The sequence below is a fragment of the Methylocystis parvus genome (assembly GCF_049675845.1).
GTDB classification, from domain to species: Bacteria; Pseudomonadota; Alphaproteobacteria; order Rhizobiales; family Beijerinckiaceae; genus Methylocystis; species Methylocystis parvus_A.
Genome location: NZ_CP187161.1, coordinates 1,779,958 through 1,795,971, shown reverse-complemented (window position 1 = coordinate 1,795,971; position 16,014 = coordinate 1,779,958). Strand labels below are relative to the sequence as shown.

General features: G+C 64.2%; 15 protein-coding genes and 4 pseudogenes. 4 read left to right on the top strand and 15 right to left on the bottom strand.

Translation table 11 applies throughout. The features are described 5' to 3' along the window. Positions 1-31 precede the first annotated feature (31 nt). On the top strand, positions 32-2,110 hold the full coding sequence (locus tag ACPFMJ_RS09180) for an elongation factor G (RefSeq protein WP_424363496.1): 2,079 nt from the start codon (positions 32-34) through the stop codon (positions 2,108-2,110). Here the strand turns inward: ACPFMJ_RS09180 and ACPFMJ_RS09175 are convergent, their stop codons facing one another. Together ACPFMJ_RS09175 and ACPFMJ_RS09170 are read right to left on the bottom strand one after the other, a co-directional pair. Further along, positions 2,111-3,403 (bottom strand): SCP2 sterol-binding domain-containing protein, encoded by a 1,293-nt coding sequence (locus ACPFMJ_RS09175; protein ID WP_424363495.1) that lies wholly within the window; start codon positions 3,401-3,403, stop codon positions 2,111-2,113. It lies immediately after the preceding gene. Between the two features lie 34 nt (positions 3,404-3,437). Beyond that, positions 3,438-3,902 (bottom strand): MarR family winged helix-turn-helix transcriptional regulator, encoded by a 465-nt coding sequence (locus ACPFMJ_RS09170; RefSeq protein ID WP_424363494.1) that lies wholly within the window; start codon positions 3,900-3,902, stop codon positions 3,438-3,440. 129 nt (positions 3,903-4,031) lie between these two features. Between ACPFMJ_RS09170 and ACPFMJ_RS09165 the strand changes: the two genes are divergently transcribed. After that, positions 4,032-4,229, top strand: coding sequence for a hypothetical protein (locus ACPFMJ_RS09165; protein WP_424363492.1), 198 nt, complete (start codon positions 4,032-4,034; stop codon positions 4,227-4,229). Position 4,230: 1 nt separating this feature from the next. Here ACPFMJ_RS09165 and ACPFMJ_RS09160 read toward each other — a convergent pair whose 3' ends face one another. The 7 genes and pseudogenes from ACPFMJ_RS09160 to ACPFMJ_RS09130 all read right to left on the bottom strand — a co-directional run. Continuing rightward, complete coding sequence (locus ACPFMJ_RS09160) at positions 4,231-4,854, bottom strand: hypothetical protein (protein ID WP_424363491.1); 624 nt, start codon at positions 4,852-4,854, stop codon at positions 4,231-4,233. A gap of 106 nt (positions 4,855-4,960) precedes the next feature. Continuing rightward, complete coding sequence (locus tag ACPFMJ_RS09155) at positions 4,961-5,494, bottom strand: L,D-transpeptidase (protein WP_424363490.1); 534 nt, start codon at positions 5,492-5,494, stop codon at positions 4,961-4,963. Positions 5,495-5,584: 90 nt separating this feature from the next. Then, positions 5,585-5,824 carry a lysylphosphatidylglycerol synthase domain-containing protein gene (locus tag ACPFMJ_RS09150; RefSeq protein WP_424363826.1) on the bottom strand — a complete coding sequence of 80 codons (240 nt, stop codon included), beginning with the start codon at positions 5,822-5,824 and terminating at the stop codon, positions 5,585-5,587. 19 nt (positions 5,825-5,843) lie between these two features. Beyond that, positions 5,844-6,541 (bottom strand): annotated as a pseudogene (phbB, locus tag ACPFMJ_RS09145) (acetoacetyl-CoA reductase); the annotation flags it as partial. Positions 6,542-6,632: 91 nt separating this feature from the next. Continuing rightward, positions 6,633-7,313, bottom strand: coding sequence for a hypothetical protein (locus ACPFMJ_RS09140; RefSeq protein WP_424363489.1), 681 nt, complete (start codon positions 7,311-7,313; stop codon positions 6,633-6,635). Then, a pseudogene (locus ACPFMJ_RS09135) lies at positions 7,280-7,536 on the bottom strand (acetyl-CoA C-acetyltransferase); the annotation flags it as partial. The pseudogene ACPFMJ_RS09135 and the gene ACPFMJ_RS09140, both read right to left, overlap by 34 nt. Positions 7,537-7,655: 119 nt before the next feature. Beyond that, a pseudogene (locus ACPFMJ_RS09130) lies at positions 7,656-7,796 on the bottom strand (acetyl-CoA C-acetyltransferase); the annotation flags it as partial. A 161-nt stretch (positions 7,797-7,957) separates the two neighbouring features. Here ACPFMJ_RS09130 and phaR point away from each other — a divergent pair. Next, positions 7,958-8,584 (top strand): polyhydroxyalkanoate synthesis repressor PhaR, encoded by a 627-nt coding sequence (gene phaR / locus ACPFMJ_RS09125; RefSeq protein WP_424363488.1) that lies wholly within the window; start codon positions 7,958-7,960, stop codon positions 8,582-8,584. 13 nt (positions 8,585-8,597) lie between these two features. On the opposite strand, the gene ACPFMJ_RS09120 is transcribed toward phaR, so the two are convergent. The 3 genes and pseudogenes from ACPFMJ_RS09120 to ACPFMJ_RS09110 form a co-directional block, all read right to left on the bottom strand. After that, positions 8,598-8,804, bottom strand: coding sequence for a type II toxin-antitoxin system RelE/ParE family toxin (locus tag ACPFMJ_RS09120; RefSeq protein WP_424363487.1), 207 nt, complete (start codon positions 8,802-8,804; stop codon positions 8,598-8,600). 157 nt (positions 8,805-8,961) lie between these two features. Then, a complete protein-coding gene (locus ACPFMJ_RS09115; RefSeq protein WP_424363825.1) occupies positions 8,962-9,750 on the bottom strand; it encodes a DUF933 domain-containing protein in 789 nt (262 codons plus the stop codon). Next, positions 9,747-11,612 (bottom strand): annotated as a pseudogene (locus ACPFMJ_RS09110) (di-heme-cytochrome C peroxidase); the annotation flags it as partial. The gene ACPFMJ_RS09115 and the pseudogene ACPFMJ_RS09110, both read right to left, overlap by 4 nt. A gap of 207 nt (positions 11,613-11,819) precedes the next feature. Between ACPFMJ_RS09110 and ACPFMJ_RS09105 the strand changes: the two are divergent. Then, positions 11,820-13,181, top strand: coding sequence for a L,D-transpeptidase family protein (locus tag ACPFMJ_RS09105; RefSeq protein ID WP_424363486.1), 1,362 nt, complete (start codon positions 11,820-11,822; stop codon positions 13,179-13,181). 126 nt (positions 13,182-13,307) lie between these two features. On the opposite strand, the gene ACPFMJ_RS09100 is transcribed toward ACPFMJ_RS09105, so the two are convergent. The 3 genes from ACPFMJ_RS09100 to ACPFMJ_RS09090 all read right to left on the bottom strand — a co-directional run bounded on the left by ACPFMJ_RS09100 (position 13,308) and on the right by ACPFMJ_RS09090 (position 15,989). Then, positions 13,308-14,087 (bottom strand): ABC transporter permease, encoded by a 780-nt coding sequence (locus ACPFMJ_RS09100; RefSeq protein ID WP_424363485.1) that lies wholly within the window; start codon positions 14,085-14,087, stop codon positions 13,308-13,310. Next, the gene (locus ACPFMJ_RS09095) at positions 14,084-14,842 is read right to left on the bottom strand and encodes an ABC transporter ATP-binding protein (RefSeq protein WP_424363484.1); all 759 of its coding nucleotides are present in this window, start codon (positions 14,840-14,842) and stop codon (positions 14,084-14,086) included. The genes ACPFMJ_RS09100 and ACPFMJ_RS09095 overlap by 4 nt, the downstream gene beginning before the upstream one ends. Positions 14,843-14,999: 157 nt before the next feature. Beyond that, the gene (locus ACPFMJ_RS09090; RefSeq protein ID WP_424363483.1) at positions 15,000-15,989 is read right to left on the bottom strand and encodes an ABC transporter substrate-binding protein; all 990 of its coding nucleotides are present in this window, start codon (positions 15,987-15,989) and stop codon (positions 15,000-15,002) included. Positions 15,990-16,014 lie beyond the last annotated feature (25 nt).

Genomic DNA, 16,014 nt, shown 5'->3' with positions numbered 1-16,014 from the left:
AAACGAGGCTTCGCTACATAGGGAGGTTAGAATGGGCGACACGACCTTCTCCCACGAAGCGAGAGCGCGCGGTCCGCGCCTGATCGCGCTGGCCGGTCCCTTCCAATGCGGCAAAACCACGCTCCTCGAAGCGATCCTCGCCCATGCGGGCGCCATTCCGAAGCAGGGCTCCGTCGGTGAGGGCGCCAGCGTCGGCGACGCCAGCCCCGAGGCGCGGGCGCACAAGATGAGCGTCGAGGCGAATGTCGCGACCGTCGATTACATCGGCGATCGCTACACGTTTATCGATCTTCCCGGTTCGGTCGAATTTTCGCATGAGGCGAAGAACATCCTTCCCGCCGTCGACGCGGCGATCGTCGTCTGCGAGGCGGACGAGCGCAAGATCCCCGCGCTGCAACTGACTTTGCGCCAGCTCGAGGAGCTCGGCGTTCCTCATCTTCTCTTTCTCAACAAGATAGACGCGGCCACGATCGACATGCGGGCCGCCTTGTCGATCCTTCAGCCCGCCTCGCGCACGCCGCTTCTGCTGCGGCAGATCCCGATCTGGAACAACGGCGTCGCGGTCGGCTTCATCGACCTCGCGCTGGAGCGCGCCTATGTCTATCGCGAACACGCGCCCTCCGAGGTGATCGAGATTCCGCAAGGCGAAGCGGCGCTCGAAAAGGAAGCGCGCTATTCCATGCTGGAGCGCCTTGCCGATTACGACGACGCACTGATGGAGGAACTGATCTCCGACATCGAGCCGCCGCGCGATCAGGTTTTCGACGATCTGACGAAGGAACTTCGCGGGGGCCTCGTCGCGCCGGTCTTCATCGGTTCGGCGGAGCGCGGCGCGGGCGTCACGCGGCTCTTAAAGGCGTTGCGTCACGAAGCGCCGGGAATCGCCGACACGCGCGCGCGGCTGGGAGTTGCCGAAAGCGGGCCGCCCATTGCCCGCGTACTGCGTACCATCCACACGTCGCATGGCGGGAAACTCTCCGTCGCGCGCGTCCTTCGCGGCGCCATCGCTGACGGGCAGACGGTTGTCTCGGCGCATGGCGAGGATCGCGTCTCCGGGCTGTCGCGCCTGATGGGCGCCAATATCTCGAAGGCGAGCGAGGCGAAGGAAGGCGACGTCGTCGCGCTCGGACGTCTCGAACATGCGCATACGGGCGACGCGGTGGTTGCGGACGGCAAGGCGGACGGCGCCAAGCTCGTCACCCGCGCGCCGATCCCCGATCCCGTGCATGCGCTGGCCCTCGCCGTGAAGGACCGCAAGGACGAGATGCGCCTCGCCGCGGCGATGGCGAAGCTCGTCGACGAAGACCCTTCGCTCGTCTTCGTGCATGATCAGGAGATGTCCCAGATCAAGCTTTACGGGCAGGGCGAGATGCATTTGCGCGTCGCGCTGGAGCGGCTGCAATCGCGCTTCGGCGTCGCGGTCGAGGTGTCAAAGCCGACGGTCGCCTATCGCGAGACGATCCGCCACAAGGTGACGGTGCGGGGCCGCCACAAGAAGCAGTCGGGCGGTCATGGCCAGTTTGGCGACGTGGTGCTGGAGGTTGCGCCGCGCGGGCGCGGGGAGGGCTTCGCCTTCGCCGAGCGCGTCCACGGCGGCGCGGTGCCCCGGCAATATTTCTCGTCGGTCGAAGCGGGCTGCCAGGACGCGATGATGCATGGGCCGCTCGGTTTTCCGGTGGTGGATGTCGAGGCCGTGCTGACCGACGGGTCGTATCACACGGTCGACTCCTCCGACATGGCGTTTCGAACCGCGGCCCGCATCGGCATGAGCGAGGCGCTGGGCAAGGCGGAGCCGATCCTGCTGGAGCCGGTTCTCGCTGTGGACATCTTCGTGCCGAGCGACGCGATGTCGCGCGCGACGGGGCTCGTCTCCGGGCGGCGCGGGCAGATCATGGGCTTCGGCCCGCGCGAGGGCTGGGACGGCTGGGACAAGCTCGAGGCGCTGATCCCCGAAGCGGAGATGGACAATCTCATCGTCGAGCTGCGCTCCGCGACGGCGGGCGCCGGTTTCTTCCAGGCGCGCTTCGACCATCTCGCGGAAGTCGTCGGCAAGCAGGCGCGCGACATCGTCGCGGCCCATGCGAAGGAGCCGGCGCGGCTCGCAGGCTAGTCACGCCGGGAAGCACCTGCCGAAGGCGAGCAGCAGCCTCGGGTCGCCGCGCAGTTTGATGCGGCGGCTCAAAAGCGCGAAGGGCAGGCTCGCCTCCTTGCGCAGAAAGCGGATCCAGGTCTCGCCGTCCGCCGTGACGGCGAGATCGGCCTTTCCGACGAGCCCCTCCTGCACGGCGAGCTTTTTGTTCGCGATGACCACCGTCGCCTGCCGTCGACGCGCGCCGGTGAAGGTGAAGTGATAGACGGCGTTCAGGCCCTCGGATTGGTTGCGCTGGAAAATATTGCGCAGCGCGCCGAGGAAATTGTCGACATTGGTGGGCCGCAGGACGGAGCCGACATGCCTGATCCGCTTGTGCGGAAAACGGCGTCGGACATAAGCCTCGGCGTCAGAGCCCCTGGAGACGTAGATCGTCTCTTCCTTCTTTTGCAGCGGATCGACGATGGCGCGCAGGAAGGTCTTCTTGTCCTTCGCATAGGCGCCGATCACGTCTTCGCCGGCGGGGCAGACCGCCATGCAATAGGCGGCCTTGTAGTTCGGGCCGAAAGCCAGGCTCTGCCACATCGAGATCGACTCTGAATCGCTGACCTTTTCGCGGTAGCCGCGCGCGTCCTTCGCGTCCGCGATCGTCTCCACGAAATCGGAAAACCCGCCCATGAATTCCCGGTAATTATGCGTGTAGCAGGCCGCGAAATCGAAATGGCCGTCGGGCGCGATGGCGCCGGTGGGGCAGGCCGCGACGCAGAGCTTGCATTCGAGACAAGGGTTGAAATCGAGCGGCGCGCTGCTGCGCCCCACGTCGAGATCGATCGCGACCGTGCCCAAAAGGATGAAATTGCCGAATTTCGGATGGATGACGTTGCGGTGGATTCCCATGCGGCCCAGTCCCGCGGCCACGGCGACCGGCTTGTGCGAGATCACCCACATTTTGCCCGGCCAATTATCGGCCTCCATCGGAAAGCCGACCGGCGGATAACCCGCACGTACGCCGCGCGCTTCGAGCGCCCTGACGATCCTGTGCGCAACCGAGTCGCAGTCGTCATTGGCGTGATGGAATTCGAGATTGGCGAGGGAACGCGCAGGGGGGCGAATATTCTCGCGGTTCATCTTCACCACGAAAGAGACGAGCATGCGCGTGAAAGGGAACGCGGCGAGAATGTCGGCGCGCTGATCGTCGAGCGCCGGATCGTCCAGGGCGACGAATCCGACGTCGTCCGCCCCAGCGGCAAAGGCGATTTCGCGGAGGCCTTGTTCGTCCAGTTGCGGGGAAACAGCGCTCGCAAGTGCAATCATGGCATATACCCCTTTTTGGGCGTGCGACGTCGAATCATTCTTTTTCTTCAGCCTTTGCGACGGCCTTCATCAGCGCCTGCAGTTCAAACAAAAGCTCTTGCAGGCGTTCCGCGCCGAATTGCGTCTCGACCGCGCTCTGCGCCTCGCGCCAATGCGGCATGGCGTTGGCGAGGGTCGCCGCGCCGAAGGGCGTCAGAGTCACCTTGCGGGTGCGTCGGTCCTCGCCGGGCTTCACTTTCACAAGCCCCCGCTTTTCCATAATGGCGAGATTGCGGGCCAGCGCGCTGCGATCCATGACGAAAGCTTCCGCCAGCTTGCTGACCGTCGCGCCGCCGGTCAGGGAGCAGGCGACGAGCAGGGAATATTGCGTGGGCTCGAGCCCGGTCGCCGCCATGAACTGCCCATAGAGCTTCGTCACCGCGCGGCTCGCGCGCCGCACATGGGCGGCGGCGCAGTTCTGCGCACAGGCTCTGACGGCGGCGGGATCGAGATCGGCCATGAAAGATGTATATGCCCCTTTATGCCTTCCGTCAATGTGCGCACGGTCACAGCGCCATGTCTCGGATTTTGCGATCGTCGCACGATGACCCCCCGCGGCTTTCGAGCCGCGACATTGCCGGAGCGACAAATGCGCATGTTTATTCTTTTGACAGTCGTGGTCGCCGCGACGTCGATGAGCTTTTTCTCCAGCGCCGACAGCGCGCGCGGCCTTTCCTTCACCGCGTCGCAAGCGCGGCAGGAGGCGGTCAATTCGCGCTGCGCGAAAAGAGTGGCGATCGGAAGCGAGACCGCTTGTCTGATGCAGAAGCGCAGGGGCCGGGCTTAAATTACGCCCCGGCGCCGCGCCATTTGTTCATCGCGACATGGACGGGCGCGAACAGCGCCAGCGGGAGGCCGACCATCAGCAGCGTCAGCCACGCCCATCCGGGCATCCAAGTCTGCGGCGCGGCCTCGCTCGGCCCGAAGACGTAATCGACATTGACGGGCGTGAGGCCAGCGTCGGGGCGCGGGCCGGGCAGGAAAAAGTAGGAGACGAGCATCAGGCCCCAGGCCAGCGCCGTCCATGAGGCGAAGGCGCGGCGGTCATAGCCCAGCCGCCAGACGAGATAGACGAGCAGGAAGGGCAGCCAGCCGTGGAAGAGCGACAGGCCGCGCAGCAGAAGCGGCGACGCCTCGTTGAACATGTAATCGGTCATGCCCGTGAGGCGGACGCCTCCGAGATTGAGGCCGAAATCCGCGACCCAGAGAATTTGTGGCGCGAGGATGCCGACGGTCGGCATGGAGACGAGGAGCGGGTTTTCCAGCCAGACGCCGAGAAGCGTCAGCAGCAGCGCCATGTCGCAGAAATAAAGGAAATTCGTGGGTCCGTAATTGGCCCAGTAAACCGGGATCAGGACCGCCATGAAGGCGGTGAAGGCCAGCTTGAGCGACAGGGGAATGCTGCGGGACATGAAACGCTCCAGTCTTGAACGTCATTCATGAACGATGTTCTAGACGAAATGACCGGGCCTGTCGAGAGGGCGTCCCCGGCCATGGTTGACGCTTTCCGCAGCCTTCTTACGGCGTCACCACGACCGTCGCGCCCACCGCCACGCGGTCATAGAGGTCGACAATGTCCTCGTTCAGCATGCGGATGCAGCCATAGGAGGCGGCAGAGCCGATGGAGGCGCGCATCTTCTGCGTCGTGCCGTGAATGGCGACCTGGCCCTCACTGAGCGTCATGGCGCGGGCGCCCATCGGATTGTTCGGCGCGCCGCCGGGGATCACGTCGGGCAGATCCGGATGGTCGTGTTTCACGTCTTCCGGGGGCGTCCAGTCGGGCGCGACATATTTGGCGTTGATCTGCACGACGCCCGACCATTCCTTGCCGGCCTTCGGCACGGCCACCTTATATTCGATGGCGTCGTCCTGATCGACGATCAGATAAAGCCGACGCTCATGTTCGCTCACCAGGATGGAGCCCGGCGTCAGATCGGAATGGTAGTGCACGAAGGCGCGGGCTTCCGCCATCTGCGGCAGGGCTGCCGCGCCGATCATGGCGACGGCGCCGAGGATGACGGAAGCGGTTTTCTGGGAAGCAGGGCGTTTCATTTTTGCGCTCGGTGTTCGAATTTCCTTGAGCGCGTTTTTAGAAAATCCCGGCCTTCGATTCCGTGCGTCGGCGCACGCATCGTTTGCGCGCTATGAACCCCAGCGCGCCTTCAACTGTCGCAAGAGGATCGATCCCAGAAAGAGGATGACGATGATCGTGTGCGGCGCGGTTATCGACAAATGATAGGCGAGCGCCGTGGAGATCGCTTTCTCCTTCTGGACGTCGTACATCGTCGTCAGATAGGAGACGATCCCCGCCTCGAAAATGCCGAGCCCGGCGGGGCTGGCGGGCATGGCGATGGCGAGCGACGCTATGACGATCAATGTCATGGCGTCGAGCAGGCCGAAGGGTCAACGTGGAACCGGTGATGAATCCGGCATCGTCGGACGCAAGGAACACGACGCAGCGCGCGATCTCGTTCGGCTCACCCAAGCGGCCAACGGGGATCTGCGGGAGGATGCTCTTCTCCAACACATCCTGCGGTACCGCCTTGACCATCTCGGTTGCGATATAACCCGGACAGATGACATTGACGGTGATACCGGCGCGGGCACCTTCCTGCGCCAGCGCCTTCACGAAGCCGATGTCGCCGGCCTTGGATGCCGAATAGTTCACCTGACCCCTGGCCCTTCTGGCCGTTGATGGACGAGATGTTGATGATGCGGCCGAAGCCGCGGTCGCGCATGCCGTTGATGACCTGGCGCGTGACGTTGAAGAGACCGTTCAGATTGGTGCCGATAACCTCGTCCCACTGCTGCTTCGTCATCTTGTGGAACATGACGTCGCGCGTGATGCCGGCGTTGTTCACGAGCACGTCGATCGGGCCGACGTCTTTCGCGATCTGGGCGACAGCTTTTTCCGTCGCTTCGTAGTTGCCGACGTCGAACTTGAAGACGGGGATGCCGGTCTCGGCCTTGAACTTGTTGGCGGCCTCGTCATTGCCGGCATAGGTCGCGGCGACGTTGTAGCCCGCTGTTCTTCAGAGCGATTGAAATCGCGTCGCCGATGCCGCGCGTGCCGCCGGTGACGAGGGCAACCCGTGCCATGGTAGTCTCTCCCTGGATTTTTTGTGTTGGGGGTGGGGACGATAGCGCAGCCGCTCTAACACAAGCGGCTGCGCGATGGATTTGATCAGGCTCAGTCGCGAGCGATGCACAGCGCGATGCCCATGCCGCCGCCGATGCAAAGCGTTGCCAAGCCCTTCTTGGCGTCGCGGCGCTGCATCTCGTAGACGAGCGTGTTCAGGATGCGGGCGCCCGACGCGCCGATCGGATGGCCGATAGCGATGGCGCCGCCGTTGACGTTGACCTTGGCGGTGTCCCAGCCAAGGTCCTTGTTGACCGCGATCGCCTGCGCCGCAAACGCCTCGTTGGCCTCGATCAGGTCGAGATCGCCGACCTTCCAGCCAGCCTTCTCAAGCGCCTTGCGCGATGCCGAAATCGGACCGGTGCCCATGATGGACGGGATCGACGCCGGCGTCGCCCAGGAGGCGATGCGGGCAAGCGGCTTGAGCCCGCGCTTCTTGGCTTCCTCAGCGCTCATCAGCACGACGACGGCGGCGCCGTCGTTGATGCCGGAGGCGTTCGCCGCGGTCACCGTGCCTTCCTTGGTCGAAGGCGGGACGCAGCTTGAAACGCCTTCCAGCGTGACGCCGTGCTTGACGTATTCGTCGCTGTCGACGACGGTACGTCGCCCTTCCGGGTCTTGATGGTGAAGGGGACGATCTCGTCCTTGAACTTGCCGGCCTTCTGTGCGGCCTCGGCCTTGTTCTGCGAGGCGACGGCGAAGGCGTCCTGCTCTTCGCGCGTGATCTGCCACTGGCGCGCGACGTTCTCGGCGGTGATGCCCATGTGGTAGTTGTTGAAGGCGTCCCAGAGGCCGTCATGATCATCGTGTCGACGAACTTCATGTCGCCCATCTTGGTGCCGGCGCGCATGTGGGCGGCGTGGGTCGAGAGCGACATGCTTTCCTGGCCGCCCGCGACGACGATCTTGACGCGTCGCCGGCCTGGATCTGCTGGGCCGAGCGCCACGGCGCGCAGGCCCGAGCCGCAGACCTGATTGACGCCGAAGGCGTGGAGCTCGACCGGAACGCCGCGCCGACGGAGGCCTGGCGGGCCGGGTTCTGGCCCTGGGCCGCCGTCAGGACCTGGCCGAGGATCACTTCGGAAACGTCGCCTGCCGGCACCTTGGCGCGCTGGAGGGCGGCCTTGACAGCAGCGGCGCCGAGCTCGTGGGCCGGAACCGTGGCAAAGGCTCCGTTGAACGATCCGACGGCGGTGCGCGCCGCGGAAACGATCACGATATCGCAAGCGACGGCCCGTTTTGCACGGAATTGAGCGGAAGCGAAAGGCTCTTACGAGGAAAATATTGCCGCAGGCGCCAAAATGCGCTTATCGTCAATCGGCTGGGCTTGACCTTTTTTTAGGCTGCCCGGACGGCGAGGGGAGCACTGTCAGGCGTATGGCGACCGAAAAGAAACCGACCACCATCAAGAAATACGCCAATCGTCGTCTGTACGACACGGGAACAAGCACTTACGTGACCCTCGAAGACCTCGCCGCCATGGTGAAGCGGGGAGAGGATTTCGTGGTCTGCGACGCCAAGTCCGGGGAGGACATCACCCGCCCGGTGCTCACCCAGATCATCTTCGAGCAGGAGGGCAAGGACGGCCAGAGCCTCCTGCCGATCGCCTTCCTGCGCCAGCTCATCCGCTTCTATGGCGACTCGATGCAGATGCTGGTGCCGAGCTATCTGGAGTTCTCGATCGACAAGCTCACCAAGGAGCAGCAGAAGTTCCGCGACCAGTTCACCTCGGCCCTGCCGGCCGGTCCCTTCGCCGAGCCCACCCGCGCCGCCTTCCAGGCGATGGAGGAGCAGGCCCGCAAGAACATGGCCGTGTTCCGTCAGGCGCTCACCATGTTCAACCCCTTCGGGCTTCCGGCCGAGGGCGTCTCGGCCACCACCGGCCCGTCGCTCGATGAGCATGAGGGCGTTGCGCCCGCCGCCAAGGAGGGCGGCGACGTGGCGGAGCTGAAGCGGCAGCTGGATGAGCTGAACAAGCGGATCGATAATCTGTCGAAGGGGTGAGTGGAGCGAAAATCTAGAAATCATCCGGCCATTTTTGAGCGGTGTGGATGATCGTCAGAATTTCGATATGACGCGCCTTCACCCGATAGGCGACGATATACGGCAGTTCCGCGAGCGGGAGTTCACGCGTGCCTTTCACGCGCCCGGCGCGGCCCATCTCCGGATAGTCGGCAAGCGCCGCAGTCGCGGAACTGATCCGCGCGACGACGCGGGACGCCAATCGCCTGAGCAACCACTGAAGCTGGCGAACGGTCGAGCTTCTTTGCCAGCAGGTCGAGCTTACTGAGGGTCTCATCGGGCAGTTGGAGGGTATAGGCGGTCATCTGGCGCAGCTCCTGGAGAGCAATATTCGCCTGCGGCCTCGGTCCGTCAATGCGTCAGGTGTTGAACCTGAAATGCATCACGTCGCCGTCGGCGACCACATATTCCTTGCCCTCCAGCCTTAGCCGGCCGGCGTCGCGCGATGGTTTCGGCGCGAATGAAGCCTTTTTCGAAGTCGATGGTTTCGGTGGATGACCCGAAATCCGTGTGGCCGCTTGCGCCGCCGGGGCGCGGGTGCCTTTTTCGATCGTCCAGGCGCGCGCTTCCTTGGGGCCGACGGTGAAGTAGGTGATGAGTCGCAGCAGCTCGTAGCCGGCGCGGATGACGCGGTTGAGGCCAGGTTCGTCGAGGCCCACGCCTCCAGAAAATCCTTCTGCTCCTCGACCGGCATCACCGCGATCTCGCTCTCGATCTTGGCCGATGACCACGACGCCGCCGCGTTCTTCGCTTGGCGCGCTGCTTCGACCTGCTTCGAAAAGGCATTGCCGTTGGCCGCCGAAGCTTCCTCGACGTTGCAGACGTAGAGGACCGGCTTCGACGACAGCAGGCCCAGCCCCTCGAAGGTCTTGCGCTCGTCTTCCGAGACCTGCGCCATGCGCGCGGGCTTGCCCTCGCGCAGCAGCGCGAGGCAGCGGTTCATGAGGTCGACCTGCTCCTTGGCCTCCTTGTCGCCGCCCTTGGCCTTCTTCTCGAGCTGCGCGACGCGCTTTTCGAGGCTTTCGAGATCGGCGAGCATCAGCTCGGTCTCGATCGTCTCGATGTCGCGGATCGGATCGACGCCGCCCTCGACATGGGTCACGTCGCCATCCTCGAAGCAGCGCACGACATGGGCGATGGCGTCGCATTCGCGGATATTGGCCAGGAACTGGTTGCCGAGGCCTTCGCCTTTGGAGGCGCCGCGCACGAGACCGGCGATATCGACGAAGGTGAGCGCGTCGGGATGATCTGCTTCGAACCTGCGATCTCGCACAATTTGTCGAGGCGCGGATCGGGCACCGCGACCTCGCCGACGTTCGGCTCGATGGTGCAGAAGGGATAGTTGGCGGCCTGCGCCGCCGCCGTTTGGGTCAGCGCATTGAAGAGGGTCGATTTGCCGACGTTCGGCAGCCGACGATGCCGCATTTGAAGCCCATTTCAGGAGATCGGCGAGGGTCGGCACTGAGCCATTGTGGAGATAGGGGGCCGTGGCCCAGATCCCCTTCATGACGCGGGACTCGTATTTCGGCTCCTTCGGCAGATCTTCCGGGCGCCGATAGATGCCCTCGAGCGTCTTCTTCACGACATCGATGAAGTTCAGCTTCAGGACTTCCACCACCTCGGGGTCGCCGGCGCGATTTCGGACGCACTCCTCTATGATCGGGCGAAACAGAAGCGGGTTCCTGATCGCCGACTGGCCGATCGACTGAAATACCGACGTCGCCAGTATGTTGAAAATCGCGTCGCGATTTTTGAGCTTGCCGAACGGGGGCAGGGGGATCAGCTCTCCTTGCAGCACGCCGGTATCCGCCTCGCGCGTGAGCACGGCGTATTCGGCCCCGTCTGTCTGGACGGCTTGAATGGGCGTCGCCCAGGTGTCCCCCGGCTTGGCGCAGGCCCGCGGCGGGTTCACGTTCGTGTTCACCTCGTGACAGTTCGGCCCGCAGCCGCCCTTCTCCTGAGGCCAATCGAAGATTTCGTCGCCCTCTTTCACGAGGTCCTGATCGAGCTTGCCGGGCCATTTCGGCGGCTGAAGCTTCTTGATCAGGTCCTCGAGCTTCATGAGGCCAGGAAAATTGAGCGACAGATCGTCCGTATATTTCACGCCGATGATCGGAACGCGCCTCGGCTTGAACACGCCGAAGACGCCGAAGACCTCTCCCGCATTGCGGGCAAGTCCGAGAATGTCGTCGCCATTATCCGCGAATCCCGGCCACTGGGTTTTGTGTTGTCGCGCCGCGTTCCACACGAAGGGATAACGCACCGGCGCATCGGCGGCCTGTATATTGCCGGGAATGATGCGATTGGCGCTGTCGCCGATGTCGAGGCCCGCGACGCGGTTGAAGATCATCGAAACAGCGTCGGCGCGCCCTGGTCCCCAATGCAGACCCAGCGGACGCTGAGGAGCCGCCGGGTGCAGCGCGGCCTGAAAGATCGTGTGGAAGGGTTCGAACCAGGTTTTGAAGTCCTGCTTCAATTTGTCTTTCGCGGCTTGCGACGCCCCTGCGCCGAGCACGCCCTTGGCGAAGTCCGCGAAGGCCGCGTCGTCCGTCGCCACTTTGTTGAAGGACGCGTCCATTTCGTCGAAGAGGCCCTGGAAATCGACGAGGGCCGGGCCGCCGTCGATGCGAAGCGGCGCTCCATCGATCTCGATCTGCCGCGTATGGCAGGCCGAGCAGGTCATGCTCAGATAGGGTTGTCCGTCATAATTTGCGGCGAGGAATCCGACCGGGAGGCCCGGCGTCGGGCTTTGCGGATTCTCCAGATAGCCGTATCGGCCAAAGCCGTCGGCGAGAAAGCTCGTTCCGTCGTTCCGCTTCAGCGCCTTTATCCATTTCAGGGGAACGATGCGCGCCCCCTGATCCTGGCTGTAATAGGCGTTGCGATCCGACGCGGACCATCCCTGGTCGGAGAATTTGACTTGCGCGGCAGCCGGCGCGGTGAGCGCGATCAGCGAAGAGGCGCCGAGCCAGACGAGCGTCGACGCTATAATCCCACTTTGTTTCAACATGGCGGTCTCCCAATGAATCACGAATATTTTTTACGTAGCGAACCACAAAATAGCCTCGCCCGCAATTGGAGTTAGGTTGCGTGACGCCCGCAATTGCGCGCACAAATCGCTCAAATTGAGTTGACCCTCGTCGCAACGCGGTCGAAAAGCGGGACAAAATATGTATGCGTCCCGACGATGCGGCGGGCGCCTCGGAAACGGTTCAAAATGGCGAACGGTGGAATGATGAAGAAGGCGCGTTTCGTCGGCGCGGGACTGATCGCGATTGCGCTGACGGGAGGCGACCCCTTGCTGGCGCAAAATGCGCCGCCGCCGCCCGCGCCGTCCCCTGCGCCAGCATCGGCGGCTCCGGCGCCCGCTGCGCCCGCAGCTCCCTCGGCGCCTGCGCCGGCTCCTGCGGATTCCCCGGTTCCGGCCGCCGACGCCAGCGCCCCCGCGCCGAAGCCCAAACCCAAGCCCAAACCGCCCGCGCCGCCGCGCGAGACGGCGCTCTCCGACGATCCGACGCCGGTCCTGCAGCCCGAGACGTTCTTCACGACGTCGAAGGCCTCAGAGCGCTATGCGCAGATCGTCGATCTCGGCGGCTGGCCGACGGTCGGCGTTTCGCTGAAACCGGGCTCGAAGGGACCGGCGGTCGTGGCGCTGCGTCGGCGTCTCGCGGCGGAGGACGATGCGCTGTCCGACACGCGCAAGCAGACGTGGGACAATGAGCTGACGGCCGCCGTGAAGCGCTTCCAGTTCCGCATGGGCTTAAAGCAGACGGGCGTCGTCGCGGGCGCCACGCTGAAAGCGCTCGACGTTCCGGCCAATGTCCGCTTCCGCCAGCTCGCCTCCAGCGCGCAGCGCCTCGCCGGCCTCGATTTCCCTTTCGGCGATCGCTACATTGTCGTCAACATCCCTTCCACCGCCGTCGATGCGGTGGAGAACGACCGCGTCGTGCGCCGCTATGTCGCCATTGTCGGCGATCCCGAGCATCATTCGCCGGAAGTGCAGGCGAAGGTCGTCGCGGTGAACATCAATCCCACATGGACGGTGCCGACGTCGATCATCAAGAACGAAATCGCGCCGAAGATGCTGAAGGACTCCTCCTACCTCACGCGCCAGCGCATTCGCGTGCTCAACAACAAGGGGGAGGAGATCGATCCGCGCTCGATCAACTGGTCGAGCGAGAAGGCGGTGAATTACACGCTGCGCCAGGACTCGGGCGCGGGCAATTCGCTGGGCTCGATCCGCATTTCGATGCCCAATTCGCATTCCGTCTATATGCACGACACGCCGTCGCGGAACCTCTTCGCCAACGACTATCGCTTCCTCTCGCATGGCTGCGTGCGCGTGCAGGGCGTCGTCGATCTCGCGGCGTGGATCCTCGACGGCGCGAGCGGGCCGACGGTCTCGAAGGAGCAGATCAACGCCAAGATCGCGAGCGCCGAGCGCGAAGAGGTGAAGCTCGCCAAACCGGTGCCGGTGGTGTGGGTCTACATGACGGGCTGGGCGTCGGCGGATGGGACCGTGCATTTCCGGGATGATGTGTATCATCTCGATGAGGTGGGCGGCGAGGCGGGGCAGTAACGGCGGCGACCCCCTCCCCAACCCTCCCCCGCTTCGCGGGAGAGGGAGCAGACAGTCAATTTCATCGAAAATGTGGATCGCGAGCGTCCCCTCTCCCGCGAAGCGGGGGAGGGACAGGGAGGGGGCTTACTCCCCCCTCTCCCGCGCGCTCTCATGCCAGCCGCGCAGCAGGTAATGCGACAGCGCCGCGAGCGCGCCATAGATTGCAAGCCCCGTCGCCGAAATAAGCGCCAGCGCCGCGAACATGCGCGCAATGTCGAGACGAAAACCTGCCTCCACGATGCGATAGGCGAGACCGGTTCCTTGGCCCGAGGCGCCCGCTGCGAGTTCCGCGACAATCGCGCCGATGAGCGCGAGGCCGCCGCCGATGCGAAGCCCCGTGAGAAATTGCGGCAGCGCCGCCGGCAGGCGCAGATAGATCAGCTTTTGCCACGCCGAGGCGCGATAGAGGTCGAAGAGATCGCGCAGGGCGTGATCGACCGAAGCGAGCCCCAGCGCCGTGTTCGACAGGATCGGAAAGAAGGCGACGAGGAAGGCGCAGACCAGCACCGCGTTTTCAGGCTGCATATAGACGAGCAGCAGCGGCGCGATGGCGATGATCGGCGTCACTTGCAGAACGATCGCAAAAGGCAGCAGCGCCCGCTCCAGCCATTTTGATTGCGCAAGCAGCAGAGCCAGCGCGACGCCGCAGACGGTGGCGATAAGCAGCGCCTTGAGCGTCACGCCGAGCGTGACGAGAAGCGACGAGAAGAGAAGCTCGCGATCTTCGACCAGCTTGGCGAGGATCGCGCTCGGCGCCGGCAGCACGTAAGGCGGGATGGCTTTCCAGGCGACGATCCATTCCCAAAAGCCGAGGGCCGCAGCGAAGACGATGAGCGGGATCGCAATGTCGCGCAGCTTGGTCACGCGGCTTCTCCCGTCGCCTCGCGCAGCGCGCGGGAGGCGCGGCGGCAGATGTCCGAGAAGGTGGAGCTCATGCGGAACTCGGCGTCGCGCACAAGGGCGGGGTCGATGTCGATCTCCTCGACAATGCGGCCGCGCGGCTTCGACATGACGACGATGCGCGTCGAGAGGAAGGCGCTTTCATAGATCGAATGCGTGACGAAGACGATGGTGGCGCGAAGATCGCGCTTCAGAGCGACGAGATCGTCATTGAGCTTGAAGCGCGTCACCTCGTCGAGCGCGGCGAAGGGTTCGTCCATGAGAATGAGCGACGGATTGGTGACGAGCGCGCGGGCGATGGCGCAACGCATCTTCATCCCGCCGGAGAGTTCGCGGGGGAGGGCGTTCGCGAAGTCCGAGAGGCCGACGCGCGCGAGCGCCTCCTTGATACGCGGCTCAGCCGTGGCGCGGCTGACGCCCGCAAGGCGCAGCGGCAGCCAGACATTGTCGAAGACGTTGGCCCAGGGAAGCAACGTCGGATCCTGAAACACGACGCCGAGATTCTTGCGCGCCATCGGGTTGGCCCATGTGATCGCGCCGACTGTGGGCCTGGCGAGCCCGGCGATGAGCCGCAGCACGGTGGACTTGCCGCAGCCCGACGGGCCGAGAAGGGTGAGCGTCTCGCCTTCGCGCACGTCGAGGTCGAGGCCTGTGAGGGCGGTGACGCCGTTTGGGAAGGTTTTCGAGACGGCGTGGAGGGAAAGGAGCGCGTGGCTCATATGCGCCGCCTCTTGCCGCCTTTGCAAACGCCCCCTCCCTGTCCCTCCCCCGCTCCGCGGGAGAGGGGACGCTCACGATCCGCATTCTCGATGAAACTGACAGCCTGCTCCCTCTCCCGCAGAGCGGGGGAGGGGTGGGGAGGGGGCGCTGCGCCAATCACCTCCGCAACTCCATGCCCACCTTCTTCCCGATGAACTGGAGCGTGTAGCCCTTCCGGAAATCGAGGCCCGCCGGAACGACGCCCGCCTTCGCCATCTTGTCGAAAAAGCTCTTCATGCGCGCGTCGGTCATGACGCCGACGCCCAGCGTCTGCGCGTCGCCGGAATCCACAATGCCGCGCTCTTTCATTTTCGCGAGGGAGAAGGCGATTTGCCCGTCCGTCATCTCCGGATTGTCGCGCTTGATCGCCGCATTGGCGGCGGCGTTGTCGCCATAGACGTAATTGTGCCAGCCGATGATGGAGGCGTCGACGAAGCGCTGCACGAGATCGGGTTTCTTCTCGATGGTCTCGGCGCGCGTTTCGATGGTGGTCGAGTAGCTGTCATAGCCGTAATCGGCGAGCAGGAAAACGTTCGGCTTGAAGCCGCCTTTCTGCTCGATGGCGTAGGGCTCGGAGGTCAGAATGCCTTCCTGCACAGATTTTTTGTCGGCGAGGAAAGGCGCCGCGTTGAAGCCGTATGGCTTCGCCTTCTCGTCCCTGAAACCGTAAGCCTGTTTCAGCCATTGCCAGACGGAGGCGCGGAAGTCGCTCGCGATGAAGACGGTCGCTTTCGGCAAATCCTCGAAGCGGTCGAGCCCTTCGCCGGGATGCGACATGAAGATCGCCGGCTCGATCTGGAACATGCTCGCCACCGTAACGATCGGCACGTTTTGCTGCACGGACTCGAACATCTGGATCGTGTTCGCGCCCATGGCGAAATCGACGCGACCGGCGGCAAGCAACAGGCGAGCGTTGATCTGCGGGCCGCCCTGCTGGATCGTCACATCGAGTCCGTAGCGGGCGTAGGTGCCGTCGACGACGGCCTGATAGAAGCCGCCATGCTCGGCCTGCGCGCGCCAATTCGTCGCGAAGGTCACCTTGTCGAGGGCAAGAGCGGGCAGCGCCGCGAATAGAGTCAAGAAGGCGATAACGAGCCGAACCAGCATGGACTGCGCGCTCCGAGAAAAGCAC

Bases quoted from the DNA above. Each gene is read 5' to 3' on its own strand.
- ACPFMJ_RS09180 (WP_424363496.1), top strand. From the start codon at position 32: ATGGGCGACACGACCTTCTCCCACGAAGCGAGAGCGCGCGGTCCGCGC.
- ACPFMJ_RS09175 (WP_424363495.1), bottom strand. From the start codon at position 3,403: ATGATTGCACTTGCGAGCGCTGTTTCCCCGCAACTGGACGAACAAGGC.
- ACPFMJ_RS09170 (WP_424363494.1), bottom strand. From the start codon at position 3,902: ATGGCCGATCTCGATCCCGCCGCCGTCAGAGCCTGTGCGCAGAACTGC.
- ACPFMJ_RS09165 (WP_424363492.1), top strand. From the start codon at position 4,032: ATGCGCATGTTTATTCTTTTGACAGTCGTGGTCGCCGCGACGTCGATG.
- ACPFMJ_RS09160 (WP_424363491.1), bottom strand. From the start codon at position 4,854: ATGTCCCGCAGCATTCCCCTGTCGCTCAAGCTGGCCTTCACCGCCTTC.
- ACPFMJ_RS09155 (WP_424363490.1), bottom strand. From the start codon at position 5,494: ATGAAACGCCCTGCTTCCCAGAAAACCGCTTCCGTCATCCTCGGCGCC.
- ACPFMJ_RS09150 (WP_424363826.1), bottom strand. From the start codon at position 5,824: ATGACATTGATCGTCATAGCGTCGCTCGCCATCGCCATGCCCGCCAGC.
- phaR (WP_424363488.1), top strand. From the start codon at position 7,958: ATGGCGACCGAAAAGAAACCGACCACCATCAAGAAATACGCCAATCGT.
- ACPFMJ_RS09115 (WP_424363825.1), bottom strand. From the start codon at position 9,750: ATGCGACGCCATCGCCCATGTCGTGCGCTGCTTCGAGGATGGCGACGT.
- ACPFMJ_RS09105 (WP_424363486.1), top strand. From the start codon at position 11,820: ATGGCGAACGGTGGAATGATGAAGAAGGCGCGTTTCGTCGGCGCGGGA.
- ACPFMJ_RS09095 (WP_424363484.1), bottom strand. From the start codon at position 14,842: ATGAGCCACGCGCTCCTTTCCCTCCACGCCGTCTCGAAAACCTTCCCA.
- ACPFMJ_RS09090 (WP_424363483.1), bottom strand. From the start codon at position 15,989: ATGCTGGTTCGGCTCGTTATCGCCTTCTTGACTCTATTCGCGGCGCTG.